Source organism: Methylobacterium oryzisoli (assembly GCF_046557895.1).
GTDB classification, from domain to species: domain Bacteria; phylum Pseudomonadota; class Alphaproteobacteria; order Rhizobiales; family Beijerinckiaceae; genus Methylobacterium; species Methylobacterium oryzisoli.
Window position 1 is genome coordinate 1 of record NZ_JBKIBX010000076.1, and the last position, 14260, is coordinate 14260.

Consider the following 14260-nt stretch of genomic DNA (forward strand, 5'->3'; position numbering starts at 1 on the left):
CGCCCGACGAGTGTGCCAACTTCTTCATCGCTGCCGGATACGATCCAGATTAAACCGAAAACGCTCTAGGTTCGCGGAGTATGTGCTCGATCCAGAGCGACGCGAGCTGACCCGAGGCTCGCAGAGGATCGCGGTCGGTCCGCAGGTCTTCGACCTGCTTCTCTATCTGCTGCTCAATCGCGCACGCGTCGTCAGCAAGGACGATCTCCTGGACGCCGTCTGGAAGGGCCGTATCGTGTCGGAGTCGACGCTGACGAGCCATATCAACGCCGTCCGTCGGGTGATCGGCGACAGCGGCGAAGACCAGCGCCTGGTCCGGACCGTCGCCCGAAAGGGGTTCCGTTTCGTCGGCGAAGTCGAGGAACAAGGGCCGCCGCCTGTGCCTGGCGGCCCACCTGCGGTCGGCGAGCCTGGCTCACTCAAGGGATCGCCTCACGCGCTGCCCCTGCCCGATCGACCGTCGATCGCCGTCTTGCCCTTCCTGAACCTGAGCGGCGATCCCGGACAGGAGTATTTCACGGACGGAGTCGTCGAGGACGTCATTACGGCGCTGTCCCGCGTCCGATGGTTGTTCGTCATCGCCCGCAATTCGAGCTTCACGTACAAGGGCCGGGCGGTCGACGTCCGCGAGGTCGGCCGGGACCTGGGAGCCCGCTACGTCCTGGAAGGCAGCGTGCGCAAGGCGCACGACCGGATCCGCCTCACCGGGCAGCTCATCGATGCCTCCAGCGGATTGCACGTGTGGGCCGAGCAGGTCGAGGACACGCTCGACAACATCTTCGAGCTGCAGGATCGGCTCGCCGAGAGCGTCGTGGGCGCCGTTGCGCCGCAGCTCGAGCGCGCGGAGATCGAGCGCTCTAGCCGAAAGCCGACCGACAGCCTCGACGCCTACGACTATTATCTTCGCGGCATGGCGAGCGTTCACAGGGGAACCCGGCGGGCCATCGACGAGGCGTTGCCGGCCTTCCGGACAGCGATCGAGTTCGACCCGGATTACGCGTCAGCCTACGCGATGGCCGCCTGGTGCTACTTCTGGCGCAAGGTCAACGGCTGGTCGGCGGACAGGGAGCAGGAGATCGTCGAAGGCGCGCGGTTGGCCCGAGCTGCGGTCGAGCTCGGCAAGGGCGATGCCGTCGCGCTCGCCCGAGGCGGGCACGCGCTCGCACATCTGATCGGCGATATCGACAGCGGCATCGCTCTCATAGACCGGGCGCTGTTGCTCAACCCGAACTTGGCGGCAGCTTGGTTCCTCGGTGCGTTCCTTCGGGTTTGGCGTGGCGAGCCTGACGACGCCATCGAGCGGTTCTCGCATGCTGTGCGTCTGAGCCCCTTGGATCCCGAGATGTACCGGATGCAGGCGGGGATCGCGATGGCGCACCTGTTGGCCGGGCGCGCGGACGAGGCGTCGATCTGGGCCGAGCGGGCCCGCCGCGAGCTGCCCAGCTTTCTCATGGCGGTCGCGGTCTCGGCGGCCGCCCATGCCATCGCCGGACGGAGCGGAGAGGCGCAACGAGCGATGTCCCGCTTGCGTGCGCTCGATCCCGCCCTTCACATGGCCAGTCTCGGGGACTGGCTCCCGTTCCACCGACCTGCCGACCTCGCCACGTTCTCGGATGGTCTTCGCAAGGCGGGATTGCCGGAATGAAGGCGTCCCGGTGAGACATGACGCCCGCCATCGGACATCCTCGCGGTGTTTCCTCCCTAACGGTTCTTGGGTCGCGGCCACACTCGACGATCGGGTGTCGGCCGAAGGGGTGTTCATCAATCGCGCTTGCCGCAAGCCCAGACCCGAGCCGCTGAAGACGCGCGCCGGGCGCGAAGCCAGTCCGACCGGCGCCATCCTGGATGCCCAAGCCGACCGTTCGGGCGGGGCCGGCGTGGCGGGTGCACGCGGTCATGGCCCGGCGCAGGCCCCTGAGCGGCGCGCCCACGGCGGCGCGCCACGCCGCCACGCTGGCATCGGCCGACCGGACCGCCTCCGCGTCGAGAGCGCGGCCCGTCCGCGCGCACCAGAGCAGTAGAGCACGAGGGTCACGTCCGCTCCCGCCTCATCTTGGAGGGCGAGGCAGGCCGCCGCCGCGCCCGGACAGCCGTAGAGGACGAGGGCGAAAGTCCAGAGCGGATCGGCGTCCATCACGCAGTCCATCCGCGAACGAGCACGACCGGCGAGGGGCACCCCACGCCGGTCGCGATGGCTGCCGCGGGTTCCGGCCCGCGGCGGGCGCTCAGATGCGCTCGAGATTGCCCCGCGTCTCTTCCGTGAGGAAGGCGCCGATGAGGTAGATCGCGGTAACGGCGGTCGTGAAGATCGCGAGCATCATCGGGATCTGACTGGGACCATCGACCGCCAGCGACACCAGCGTCGGCAGCATGCCGCCGAGCGCGAAGCCGACATTCCAGGTCAGGCCGGTGCCGGTGGCCCGCAGCGCGGTCGGGAATTTTTCGTTGAGGAAGATCAGCAGCGGGCCGTAGCTCGCGTTGGCGATGAAGGACAGGAGCAGGACGTAGAGGGTGAGCAGGGTGGTGTCCGTCGTCCCGGCCATGGCGAGGAAGAGGGCCGGGAACGCCACCAGCCGCACCACGCCCATGAGCAGGAAGCTTGCCCGCCGCCCGATGTGCTGGCTCAGTTCGCCGAGGGCGCAGGCGCCGATCGCGGCGGCGACGTTGGCGCCGATGAGGATCATCGACGCGGTCGCATTCGGCACGCCGTTCACGAGCTTGAGGTAGGTCGGCAGGTAGCCGGAGGTCAGATAGTAGGCCGCGCCGCCGCCGAACGAGACCAGGGTCGCGAGCAGGAAGGCACGCATGTGCTCGGCCGAGAACAGGGCGCGCACGGGCGAGGCGACCACGGGTGCCCCGACGCGGCGGGCCGCCTTCTCGGCCTGGAGCTGCCGGAAGATCGGCGATTCCTCGAGGTTGCGGAACAGGATCAGGCCGACGACCGAGGTCAGGAGCCCGGAGAAGAACATCACCCGCCAGCCCCAGGAGGCGAAGGCCTCGCCGGGTGCGAGCAGGGAGACGATGTAGAAGACCAGCGAGGCCAGCAATCCGCCGATCGCCGCGCCGCCGCCGCCGACCGCGCCCGACATCAGGCCGCGCCAGCGCTCGGGCACGGATTCGGTGCCGATCGTGTGCGAGGCCGCGACCACCCCGCCGACGAAGATGCCCTGGATCAGGCGGAAGACGAGGAAGATCGCGGTGGCGAACTAGCCGATCTGCCCGACCGTGGGCAGGAGCCCGAAGGCCGCAGTCGAGACGCCGACGCCCACCACCGCGATCATCAGCGCGCGCCGCCGGCCGAGGCGGTCGGCGTAGGAGCCGAACAGGGCCGAACCGAGGGGCCGGATCAGCAGCGTGACGGCGAAGGAGGCGTAGGCGCCCGCCAGCGACAGCATCGGCTTGTCGGCCGGGAAGAACAGCGCGCCGACGACGGGCGCGACGTAGAGCAGGATGAAGAGGTCGAACAGGTCGAGACCCCAACCGAACAGCGAGGCCATCGCGGCGGTGGCGGTCTGGCGGGTCGTCGGCTTGGGCAGCGCCTCGGACGCGGGAATCGTGGTGGCGGCGGACATGGGGTCTCCTCCTTCGGGCATGCGGCCTCGTTGGGCCGGCCGGTGCGGCCGGGCCTTGGATGGTCGTGAGGGTCGGTCTCTGGACCGCCCGGCCGGTCTGGCGCCGGCTCGGGCGGGGCGGCGCCGCGCGCCGCGGAACGGGCGGCTCTACGCGCCGCGGAAGGTCGGCTTGCGCTTGGCGTGGAAGGCCTCGACGCCCTCGCGGAAGTCGTCGGACTGGCGCAGGCGGCTGTAGCAGTGCCCTTCGAGCTCGATGGCGATCGAGAGGGTCGCGTCCTCGGTGTCGTTGAGGAGCTTCTTGGCCGTGCGCTGGGCGATGGGCGAGAAGGCGCGCAATTCCTCGACCAGCGCGTCGACGGCGGCTTCGAGTTCGCCGTCCGGCACGCACGCGGTGGCGATGCCCCATTCCAGCGCCTGCCGGCCGGGGATGCGCTTCGAGCGCATCACGATGTCCTTGGTGCGGGTGATGCCGACGATCTTCTGCAGGCGGGCCGAGCCGCCGGAGCCCGGGATCTGGCCGAGCTTCTGCTCGGGCAGCGCGTACTGGCAGGTCTCCGAGACGATGCGGAAATCGCAGGCGAGCGAGATCTCGAAGCCGACGCCGAAGGTGTAGCCGCGGTTGGCCGCGATCACGGGCTTGGCGCAGCGGGCCGGCGCGGCGATGTTCCAGGCGAGCTTGGAGACGTGCTCGGGCGAGGCGTCGAGGAAGCCCTTGATGTAGCCGCCCGACGAGAAGTGCTCGCCCTCGGCGCGCAGCACGATCACGCGCACGCGGTCATCCTCGTCGAGGGCCTCGAACACCTTCCGGATCTCGTCGCGCTGGGGCATCGCGATCACGTTCATGGGGGGGCGAGCGAGGATCACGTCGGCGCGCTCGCGGGCGGGATCGATCTCGACCCGGAAGCCGTCGAGGTTGGAAAGCCGGGGATCGCTGGTCATGGGGTCACTCTCTGGTTGACCGGATGGGGAAGGGGTCGTCTCAGGCGGCGGCGGAGGGGTCGCCGGCCGCCTCGGCCTCGTACTCGCCCGCGACGAGCTGGCGGCGCAGGAGCTTCCCGACCGGGGATTTCGGGATCTCGGCCAAGAAGACGTAGGCGCGCGGACGCTTGTGGCTCGGAAGCCCGGCCGCGCGGCAATGGGCGTCGAGGGCGGCCTCGTCGACGGGGGCGCGCCGCTTGACGAAGGCGGTCACCACCTTGCCCCAGCGCTCGTCGGGCAGGCCGACCACGGCGATCTCCGAGACCGCCGGATGCAGCGACAGGCAGCTCTCGATCTCGACCGGCGAGACGTTCTCCCCGCCGGTGATGATCATGTCGTCGACCCGGCCCGTCACGAAGACGTCCCCGTCCGCGTCCATGAAGCCGGTATCGCCCGTAAGGTACCAGCCGTTGCGAAAGGCCTTCGCGTCGGCCTCCGGGCGGCGCCAGTAGCCCTCGAAGGCCTCGTCGCCGCTCGCGATGACGGCGATCTCGCCCTCTTCGCCCGGGGCGGCGGCGGCCTGCGGATCGGTGGCGCCGAGCGGCACGACCCGCACCATCGTGTTGAGGCCGGCCCGCCCCGCCGAGCCGGGCTTGGCCGCGGCGTCCTGGTTGATCGTGAAGGTGTAGACCTCCGACGAGCCGTAATGGTTCACGAACAGGTCCGGCCGGAACGCCTCGGTCAACCGGCCGAGGAGGCCGTCCGTCATCGGCGCGCCCGCGAAGCCGAGCTTGCGCACCGAGGACGTATCGGTCGCGGCGAAGTCAGGATGGTGGACGAGGTCGTGGTAGAGCGTCGGGACGAGGTAGAGGTTCGTCACCCGCTCGCCCGCGATCAGGCGCAGCGCGCCCGCCACGTCGAAGCGCGGCAGGCACACGAAGGCGCCGCCCACGAGCGACATGGCCAGCAGCGAGCGCACCCCCATCGTGTGGTAGAGCGGCATGACGCCGAGCGTCCGCTCGCCGCGGCCGTAGAGGTTCTGGGCCACGTGGGCGAGGGCGGCGGCGCGCTCGGTGCGGTGGCGGCGCGGCACGCCCTTGGGCTTGGCCGTGGTGCCCGACGTGTAGAGCATCAGGGAGATTGCCTCGGCATCCGCTCTCGGCATGGCGGGCGCGGCCGCCACGGCGGTGAGGTCGGAGAAGCGCGTCTCGCCGGGTTCGGGCTCGACGCCGACGGCGATGCGCGGGCAGCGGCGCGCGCCGGCGCTCGCCCGCACGCTCGCGGCCGAGACCCCCTCGTAGGCGATCGCCTTCGCCTCCGCGTTATCGACCGCGAAGTCGATCTCGTCGGGATTGGCCCGCCAGTTGATCGGGGTGAGCACGAGGCCGGCGAACTGGCAGGCCCAGTGGAGCGTCGCCGCCTCCAGGCGGTTCTGCAGCGCCGTGACGAGGTGATCGCCGGGCTCGAGGCCGAGCGCGTCGAGGCCCGCGACCACGGAGGAGATCAGCCGGTACCACTCCGCGTAGGTGAGGCGGGTCTCCCCGTCGACGATGGCGAGTTCCCGCGGGTCGCGGGACACGCTCGCCAGGAAGCTGGTGCCAAGGTCAAGCATGGGATGGGGTCTCCTCGATCGGCTCGCCGCGCAGCAGGGCGGCCGCCTCGACGGCGGCCGCAATGATCGGGGCGTAGCCGGTGCAGCGGCAGAGATGCCCGCCGATCACCTCGGTGAGCTCCGCCCGCGTCGCCTGCGGGCGACCCCGCAGGTAGGCGTCCAGCGACATCAGGATGCCGGCGGTGCAGAAGCCGCATTGCAGGGCGTGGTGGCGCCGGAAGGCCGCCTGTAGCACGCCGAGCCGGCCGGGCTCTGGCGCCAGCCCCTCGACGGTGCGCACCTCGCAGCCCTCGACGGCGACGGCGAGCGTCAGGCAGGCGCGGGCCGGCATCCCGTCGATCGCGACCGTACAGGCGCCGCAGACGCCGTGCTCGCAGCCCACATGGGTGCCGGTCATGCCGAGCCCGTGGCGGAGCGCGTCGGTGAGCAGCGTGCGCGGCTCGACCTCGACCCGGGCGGGGGCCCCGTTCAGCGTGAAGGCGACCTCGTGGCGCCGCGCGGCGGCCAAGCGGACGTGCGTCGGTGTGCCGACGCTTCGATCGCCTTGATTCCTGAGCCACCGCAGGCTCTCTTCGCAGAACCGGCGGCCACCGTCGCGCAATCTGCTTAGCCGTGGCATCGGCGGGCCTCCTCTGCGGCTTGTTCCAGAACCCGGCGGCCGAGGCGGCGTACGAGGTCGCGGCGGTAGCGGGCTGTGGCGTGGACGTCGTCCCCGGCGCCGAGATCCCACGCGAGGGCGTTGAGGGCATCGTCGAGGGCGCTGCCGTCGAGGAGGGGCCAGTCACGGGCGGTCGGCCGGTCGGCGACGCCGCCCACCGCGAGCCGCATCCGCCGGCCGTCGACCACCGCCGCGCAGGCCACGATGGCGAAGTCGCCGTGGCGCCGCCCCACCTCCGCGAAGGCGTAGCCGGTGCCGGGCGCACGCAGGGGCAGACCGATCGCCTCGACGAGTTCGTCGTCGGCCCGGTCGGTCACCATCATGCCGACGAAGAAGGCGTCCGCCCGCACCCGCCGTGTGCGCCTGGCGGAGCGCAGATGCACCTCGCCCTCCAGGGCGAGGAGACAGAGCGGGATCTCGGCGCTCGGGTCGGCGTGGGCGACGGAGCCGCACAGGGTGCCTCGGGCGCGGGTCTGGACGTGGCCGACGTGCGGGAGGGCGGCGGCGAGGAGAGGCAGCTCGTCGGCGACATTCGGCCGGTCGAGAAGGATCGCCTGCCGCGTGCCCGCCGGGATCACGAGGGCCCCGTTCTCGCGGCGAGGCGCGCGCAGGGTTTCGATCCGCATCACGTCGACGAGCAGGGCGGGCTTCGTCAGCCGCATGTTCAGCATCGGCACGAGCGACTGGCCGCCCGCGACGATGCGGGCCTCGTCGCCGTGCCGGGCGATCGCCTCCAGCGCCTCGTCGAGGCTCGCGGCGCGCAGGTAGTCGAAGCGGGCGGGCTTCATGCGGAGAACCCCAAGCGCGAGAGGAGCCGGCGCAGCGGGCCGGGCCGGGACTCCCCCCCGCCGGCCCGGCGCGCGAGTGCGGAGAAGAAGCCGCCGATGATCACCCGGGCCGCCCCGTCGAGGAGCCGGCCGCCCACCGCCGCGACCTTGCCGCCGACCGAGGCCTCGTAGGCGTAGCCGATGCGGGTGCCGCCCCGGCCGTCCGCGGCCAGGGTGATCCGCCCGCGGCCGCTGCCGTTCCCGAGCGCACCCGTCACGGTGCCCGACAGCGTCGCGGCCCGGGGTGGATCGAGGTCCGAGAGGCTGATGTCGGCCTTGTAGCGGCCCTTCACGGGGCCGACGCCGAGCGTCACGTCGGCCCGGAAATGCGTGTCCGACAGTTTGCGCACCCCGTGCGCACCGGGGATCACCGAGGTCAGCACGGCGGGGTCGAGCAGCATCGCCCAGACCGCATCCGGGGCAGCCGCCACGTGGGCCTCGCCGGTCCCGCGCAGGGTCCGGTCGCCCGGCCGGACCGCCGTCTGCGCGGCGCGGCCCTGCGGCGGGGCCGGCTCCTCGCCGCGCGCCGCGAGCGCGGCGAGCTTGGCGGGCGTCAGCGGCAGGTCGATGGCCTCGAGGCCGAGAGCGTCCGCGACAGCGTTGGCGAGGCAGACCGGCGTCGACATGCAATTGCCCTCGCCCACCCCCTTCGCCCCTAGGGGCGTGAAGGGCGAGGGGCTCTCCACGTGCAGGACGACGAGGTCCGGGATCTCGGTCGCGGTCGGCAGCAGGTAGTCGGCGAGGGTGCCGGACAGGAAGGCGCCGTCTTCTCCGTAGGCGAGTTCCTCGTAGACGGCGGCGCCGAGCGCCTGGGCGAAGCCGCCCCGCACCTGCCCCTCGACCATGCCGGGGTGCAGGATCCGGCCGCAATCGTGCATCGAGACGTAGCGGTCGATGACGAGCTTGCCCGTCTCCCGATCCACCTCCACGCCGCAGAAGTCGAAGATGAAGCCGTGGCAGAGCGAGGAGTTGACGGCATCGTCCTCGTCGGGCGCGGTCAGCTCCGGCGGCGTCCAGAACGCGGTCTCGCGGATGACAGAGCCGGCCTCGTCGGGCACAAGGCCCGGTGACCAGTGGCGAGTCGCGGCGACGCGCGCGAAGGGGAGGGCGGCGTCCGGGTTCGTGCGCGACGCAACGCGGCCGCCCGCGAAGACGAGGTCGTCGGCCCGCACGTTCAGCTGGGCCGCCGCCACCAGGGCGAGCCGGTCGCGCAGGCGCGTGGCGGCCATCTGCGCCACCCCGGCGACTGCGGCGGCGAAGCGGCTCGAGTAGTTGCCCGAGGCGATCGACCACGCGTCCTTGGCGGTGTCGAGATCCGCGGTCACCCGGACCTGATCGAGGGGGATGCCGAGGACGTCGGCGACGACCTGGGCCAGGACGGTGCGGTGGCCCTGGCCCTGCGGCACCGAGGCGACCTGCACGGTCACCGAGCCGACCGGGTCGAGGGTGATCGTGGCGGTAGCCTGCGCGCCGTTCTTCGGGCCGGCCTTGGCGCGCTCGGCGGCGGTCAGCACCGTGGTGATGTAGCCCATGTTCGAGACGCTCGGCTCGACCACGGCCGTGCAGCCGATGCCGTAGAGCCGGCCCTCGGCGCGGGCCTCCGCCCGGCGGCGGCGCAGCGCATCGAGGCCGCCGTCGCGGACCGCCTCGTCGAGGGCCCGCTGGTAGTCGCCGGAATCGTAGAGCGCCCCGGTCGCGGTCCGGTACGGGAAGGCATCGGACGGGATCAGGTTGCGCCGGATCACGTCGAGCGGGTCGAGGTTCAGCGCGAGGGCGATGCGCTGCACGAGGCGTTCGAGCGGGTAGTAGACCTGCGGGCCGCCGAAGCCCCGCACGAGGCCGGTCGGCGTCTTGTTGGTGACCACCACCCGGTTGCGGATGCGCAGGTGCCGGATCGCGTAGGCGCCGGTCATGTTGCCGTGCATCCGGTACAGGGTGGCGGGCTCCGGCGCGCGCAGGGTGGCGCCGCAATCCTCCACTTGGTCCCAGTCGAGGGCGGCGATGCGCCCCTCGCCGTCGAAGGCCGCCGTCAGGGTGGTGACGCGGTTCGTCGCCGAGACGGAGGCGGCGAGGTGCTCCATCCGATCCTCGATCCACTTGACCGGGCGCCCGACTTTGCGGGCAGCGGCGCAGATCAGGACCGCGTAGGGCGCGACACCCTGCTTGACCCCGAAGCTGCCGCCGGAATCCGGCGGCGTGCGCAGGCGCAGGCGGTTGCCCGGCACCTTGAGCGCGCGGGCCACCACGGCATGGATGCTGAAGGGGCCCTGGAAATTCGCGAGGAGGTCGTAGGAATCATCGCTCGGGTCGTAGTCGGCGACGACGCCGTAGGTCTCCATCGGCGAGCCGGTGTTGCGGGGATAGCGGACCCTCACCGAGAGGGTGTGGGGCGCCTGCGCGAAGGCAGCCTCCGGATCGCCGTACCGGAAGGTGCGGTCGCTCACGAGGTTGCGCCCCACGCCCTCGTGCAGGACCGGGGCCTCCTCGGCCAGCGCCGCCAGCGGATCGACCAGCGCGGGGCGGCCGCGGTACTCGACCTCGATCAGGTCGCAGCCGTCCTCGGCGAGGTAGCGGTCCTGCGCCACGACCACGGCGACCGGCTCGCCGACGTAGCGCACCCGCTCGACGGCGATCGCCCGTGCGTCCACGGCGGCGCGGAGCGCCGGGACCAGGGGACCGGCGACGTCGGCGAGATCGCGTCCCGTGAGCACCGCGACCACGCCCGGGAGCGCGCGGGCCGCTTCGGCGTCGATGCCGAGGATGTCCGCGTGCGCTTGGGGCGAACGCAGGATCGCCGCGTGCAGCGTGCCGGGCTTGTGCCCGAGATCGTCGATGTAGCGGCCGCGTCCGGACAGCAGAGCGGCGTCTTCGACGCGCTCGACCGACTGCCCGACGAAACGGCTGTGCTCGATGCCCAATGCTCGCTTCCTCGTCCGGGGCTCTTCGATGGCCTCGTGGGGCGCAAACTGCATCGACCCAGCCGCGGGACGTGAGACGCCCCCGTCTCACGACTTACCGAAACGTCTCAAAATCAGCGGGACGGCATCCCGTCAGCCGTGCTGGCCTGCGGATGCATGCCGTCGGCGAGGGGCGGAGTCGTGAGGAGGGGATGGCGTCCGCTCGAGCCGCGGCCGAAGGATCAGGCCGCGAAGCCGGCCGTGCGGCGGACGATGCTGCGGAAGACGCTCGGGGGCACGCTGACATGGTCGCGGAAGAAGCGCGAGAAATGCGCGGGTGCCGCGAAGCCGAGTGTCGTGCCGAGATCCGCGAGGCTCTCGTCGCCCGAGACGATCGCCTCGACGGCGCGCTCGACGCGTATCGCGTTGAGGAAGACGTGCGGCGAGGCGCCGGTCGCCTGCTCGAACAGGCGGTAGAAATGGGCGCGCGACAGTCCGGCCTCGCGCGCCAGGGCCTCGGCCCCGAGATCGAGCCCGCCTTCGCCGCGCATCCGGGCGATGGCCCGCTGCACGCGCCAGTCTCCCCGCGGGCGCCGCCCCGCCTCGCGCAGGGACGTGCCGATCTCGCGCCACTTCGTGAACCGTTCGATCAGCGCGATCATCAGTCCCGGCAGCAGCTCGCCCCGGATGCGCGGCGAGCCGGGGGCGTAGACCATCTCGGCGGCGAGGTCTCGCACGAGGCCGCGTATCGCCGCGGTGATCAGCCCGGCGGGTTCGTGGAAGAATCCCGGTGCGGCGCTCGCGGACCAATTGTGCCGGAACGCGCCGAGCCACGCCGGCTCGATGTAGAGCGCGAGGATCATCGACGCCTCGCGGCGCGGATCGTGCACGTAGGCGTGCGTCTCCCACGCGTTGACGAGGACGGCCTGATGGTCGGTCAGGCTGACCACACGGTCCCCGACCAAGAACTGCGTGTCGTCGCCCTCGACCTTCAGCAGCACGTGGCAGTGCGGATGGGCGTGCCGGACGAGCCCGCGGTCCATGTCCAGCAGGGCAACCCGGCCGAAATCTCCGTAAGCGATTTCGAGAGCATCAGACATCGGGCGAGTTTAGCACCCGGTGCCGGACGCAGCCAGCCGCGGCCCTGCTCATCCTCACCCTCTACTTGCGCTGCAGCGACGCCGCCGTGACGGGGGCCGGGACGTCCGTGCCCGTCCGCTTCAGCAGGTGATCCGTCCCAATCACGATCAGGGGGATGACCAGCGCCACGTCGGCGCTGTCGAGCCCGAAGGGGTCGCCGGCCAGGGACCAGCCGATCGTCAGCACCAGAGAGACGAGGATGCTGACGACGGCGGCCCGCGACCGCGCCACTTGCGGCACGTAGAAGACGAACAGCACCAGGACCGCGAGGGCGGTGCGCAGGGACTTGGCCAGGAAGGTGACCTTCAGGATGTCCGGCGCGAAGAGTGGAGGGCCTAAAATCCTGCCTAGTCGATCTATGCCTGCGTCCACGCCTCCGTTTCCAAGCACGCAGCCTCGGGCTTGGTTCGGCCGATGGTGCTGGGTGCCCGCCTATAGGATCGAGACTCTGGCACCCGCCACAACCATGACTGGGCCCACGATCTTCGAGGCAGAAACCACAACCGTCATCGCCGGAGACGGCGACACAGTCAGCATCAACCAAATGGATGGCTTGATATCTCGCTGAAATACAATGGCGAGATGTGAGAGCGGCTTCGAGAAACTGCGGGATGCACTCCGTTCATTGGATTTTCGTCCACACACGCTCGCACACCGCCTGATGTGCTCGATGGAAGGAGCCTCAGGGGAGACGGTTTCGAGTGACGAGCGGCCGTGTCGGCGGCGCGGATCGAAGCTCCCAAAGTGGCACGGAGCCGAACAAGCCGAGCGCGACGTTCTGCCCCCTGAGTACCCTCCATCCTGCCGCACCAAGCCCCGCCGTGGCGCAGGCAGCGACAGATGCGGTAGCGGGCGCAACGATCGGGGTGTCGACGATGGGTGCCACAATCGCGGTCGCCGCCGATCCGGACAGCACGGAGGCGATCGAGAGGCGATCCCATGCCGAGGAGCCATCCCCGGGTGAGCGGCGCCTACATGGCGATCACTTGCCGGACCGCTTGGCCCTGGTCGAGGCGGTCGAAGCCTTCGTTGATGGCATCGAGCGCCAGGGTGCCGGTCATGAGCTTTTCCACCGGCAGGCGGCCCTGGCGATAGAGGGCGATGTAGCGCGGGATGTCCCGGGCCGGGACGCAGCTCCCCATGTAGCTGCCCCGCACCACCCGCTCCTCACCGACGAGGCCTACGGGCGGCAGGGTGAAGACATGATTGGGGTTAGCCAGCCCGGCGGTCGCCGTCGTACCGCCACGGCGCGTGACCCGGTAGGCGGTGTCGAACGCCTTCACGGAGCCAGCCATTTCCAGGGCGTGGTCGACGCCGCCGTGGGTGGCGCTGCGGATCTGCGCGACCGCGTCAGGATCGGAGGCGAGGTAGGTGTCAGTGGCACCAAGCTCCCGGGCGATCCTCAGCTTGTCCTCCGAGAGGTCGACGGCGACCACCCGCCCCGCTCCGCACGCGATAGCCCCCAGCAGCGCCGAGAGGCCGACGCCGCCCAGGCCCACCACCGCGACGCTCTGACCCATCCGCACCCCGCAGGTGTTCACCACCGCGCCGACGCCCGTCATCACCGCGCAGCCGAACAAGGCAGCCTCGATCAGTGAGACCTCCGGGTCGATCTTGATGACCGAGTGGCGGGAAACCACCGCGTACTCGCCGAAGGCCGAGACGCCAGCGTGGTGGTGAACATCGACGCCGTCGCAGCGGATGCGCCGCGCGCCGGAGAGCAGCGTGCCATGACCGTTGGCGGCGTTACCCGGCTCGCACAGAGCCCCCCTGCCCTCCCGGCAGGGCATGCAGGTGCCGCAGGTGGGCACGAAGGACATCACCACATGGTCGCCGCGGGCGAGGTCGACGACGCCGGGACCGCATTCCTCCACCACGGCCGAGGCCTCGTGCCCCAGCGCAAGCGGGACGGGACGCGGCCGGTCGCCGTTGATCACCGAGAGGTCGGAGTGGCACAAGCCGGCGCCCGCGATCTTGACCAGAACCTCGTCCGGCCCTGGGGGCGCGAGGTCGATGGTCTCGATCGTCAGAGGCCTGCTCGTCGAGTAGGGTCGCTCCACGGGAGCGTGGCGCAGCACGGCTGCGCGAACTCGCATCGTCACGGTTATCCTCCCGGGTGAGGGCAAGCGGCCCTCTTTGCCGTCACGCTGGCAGCGGCGGCCCGACCGGTCAACCGAGGAGGCCGCACGCCGGCGGCGAGCCTGGCCATGAACGTGGGAGCGCCGCCTCCGGCTCAAGTTCCCGATCGCATCTGGCGTCCTCAGTCTGACGCGCCGGAACCACCCCAGGCCCATTGTGGTGGGCGTGGGGCTGGTGGAGGCGCTCCGGGGCGCGGCAATTCGGTCGCCGAGACCCCGCCCCGAGGACCGCCGGCTGCGCGTGGAGTCGACCCTCGCGGCCCTGGCCGACGTCTACCCGAACACCATCTCCTCGTTGCGGCGCTCCAGCTCCTCGCCGTACTTGCGCAGCACGTGCGCCTCCGTGACCGTGCCGAGCACCCGGCGGGTCTCCGGGTCGATCACCGCCAGCACGTCGGTCTCGGCCTCCGCGAAGGCCCGCATCACTTGCCGGATCGGCGTGCCAGGCAGGAGCACCGCGTCGCCGAGCCGGGCCACCGACCCGACCGGCTCGCCCTC

General features: G+C 71.2%; 10 protein-coding genes and 3 pseudogenes. 2 read left to right on the forward strand and 11 right to left on the reverse strand.

Annotated elements, in window-relative coordinates; all coding sequences use genetic code 11:
* The first annotated feature begins 37 nt into the window (after positions 1-37).
* Positions 38-1645: a winged helix-turn-helix domain-containing tetratricopeptide repeat protein gene (locus ACKUB9_RS32990; RefSeq protein WP_407530754.1), complete on the forward strand. Its 1608-nt coding sequence runs from the start codon at positions 38-40 to the stop codon at positions 1643-1645.
* Between the two features lie 250 nt (positions 1646-1895).
* Here the strand turns inward: ACKUB9_RS32990 and ACKUB9_RS32995 are convergent.
* The 9 genes and pseudogenes from ACKUB9_RS32995 to ACKUB9_RS33035 form a co-directional block, all read right to left on the reverse strand.
* A pseudogene (locus ACKUB9_RS32995) lies at positions 1896-2146 on the reverse strand (TIGR02444 family protein); the annotation flags it as partial.
* A gap of 79 nt (positions 2147-2225) precedes the next feature.
* Positions 2226-3572, reverse strand: a pseudogene (locus ACKUB9_RS33000) (MFS transporter).
* Positions 3573-3719: 147 nt separating this feature from the next.
* Positions 3720-4511, reverse strand: a complete 792-nt coding sequence (locus ACKUB9_RS33005) for an enoyl-CoA hydratase/isomerase family protein (protein ID WP_407530738.1) — start codon at positions 4509-4511, stop codon at positions 3720-3722.
* A 40-nt stretch (positions 4512-4551) separates the two neighbouring features.
* Positions 4552-6102 carry an AMP-binding protein gene (locus ACKUB9_RS33010; protein WP_407530740.1) on the reverse strand — a complete coding sequence of 517 codons (1551 nt, stop codon included), beginning with the start codon at positions 6100-6102 and terminating at the stop codon, positions 4552-4554.
* Complete coding sequence (locus ACKUB9_RS33015) at positions 6095-6610, reverse strand: (2Fe-2S)-binding protein (RefSeq protein WP_407530742.1); 516 nt, start codon at positions 6608-6610, stop codon at positions 6095-6097. The genes ACKUB9_RS33010 and ACKUB9_RS33015 overlap by 8 nt, the downstream gene beginning before the upstream one ends.
* Positions 6611-6708: 98 nt before the next feature.
* The gene (locus ACKUB9_RS33020) at positions 6709-7548 is read right to left on the reverse strand and encodes an FAD binding domain-containing protein (protein WP_407530744.1); all 840 of its coding nucleotides are present in this window, start codon (positions 7546-7548) and stop codon (positions 6709-6711) included.
* The gene (locus ACKUB9_RS33025) at positions 7545-10505 is read right to left on the reverse strand and encodes a xanthine dehydrogenase family protein molybdopterin-binding subunit (protein ID WP_407530745.1); all 2961 of its coding nucleotides are present in this window, start codon (positions 10503-10505) and stop codon (positions 7545-7547) included. Before ACKUB9_RS33025 ends, ACKUB9_RS33020 begins: the two co-directional genes overlap by 4 nt.
* Before the next feature lie 221 nt (positions 10506-10726).
* Complete coding sequence (locus ACKUB9_RS33030) at positions 10727-11584, reverse strand: helix-turn-helix domain-containing protein (RefSeq protein ID WP_407530747.1); 858 nt, start codon at positions 11582-11584, stop codon at positions 10727-10729.
* 61 nt (positions 11585-11645) lie between these two features.
* Entirely contained in the window at positions 11646-11996 is a 351-nt protein-coding gene (locus ACKUB9_RS33035) for a hypothetical protein (protein WP_407530749.1), read from the reverse strand.
* On the opposite strand from ACKUB9_RS33035, the gene ACKUB9_RS33040 reads away from it, so the two are divergent.
* Complete coding sequence (locus ACKUB9_RS33040) at positions 11983-12192, forward strand: hypothetical protein (protein ID WP_407530751.1); 210 nt, start codon at positions 11983-11985, stop codon at positions 12190-12192. The genes ACKUB9_RS33035 and ACKUB9_RS33040 overlap by 14 nt on opposite strands.
* 403 nt (positions 12193-12595) lie before the next feature.
* Here ACKUB9_RS33040 and ACKUB9_RS33045 read toward each other — a convergent pair whose 3' ends face one another.
* Together ACKUB9_RS33045 and ACKUB9_RS33050 are read right to left on the reverse strand one after the other, a co-directional pair.
* Positions 12596-13720 carry a zinc-dependent alcohol dehydrogenase family protein gene (locus tag ACKUB9_RS33045; protein ID WP_407530752.1) on the reverse strand — a complete coding sequence of 375 codons (1125 nt, stop codon included), beginning with the start codon at positions 13718-13720 and terminating at the stop codon, positions 12596-12598.
* 315 nt (positions 13721-14035) lie between these two features.
* Positions 14036-14260 (reverse strand): annotated as a pseudogene (locus ACKUB9_RS33050) (chloride channel protein); the annotation flags it as partial.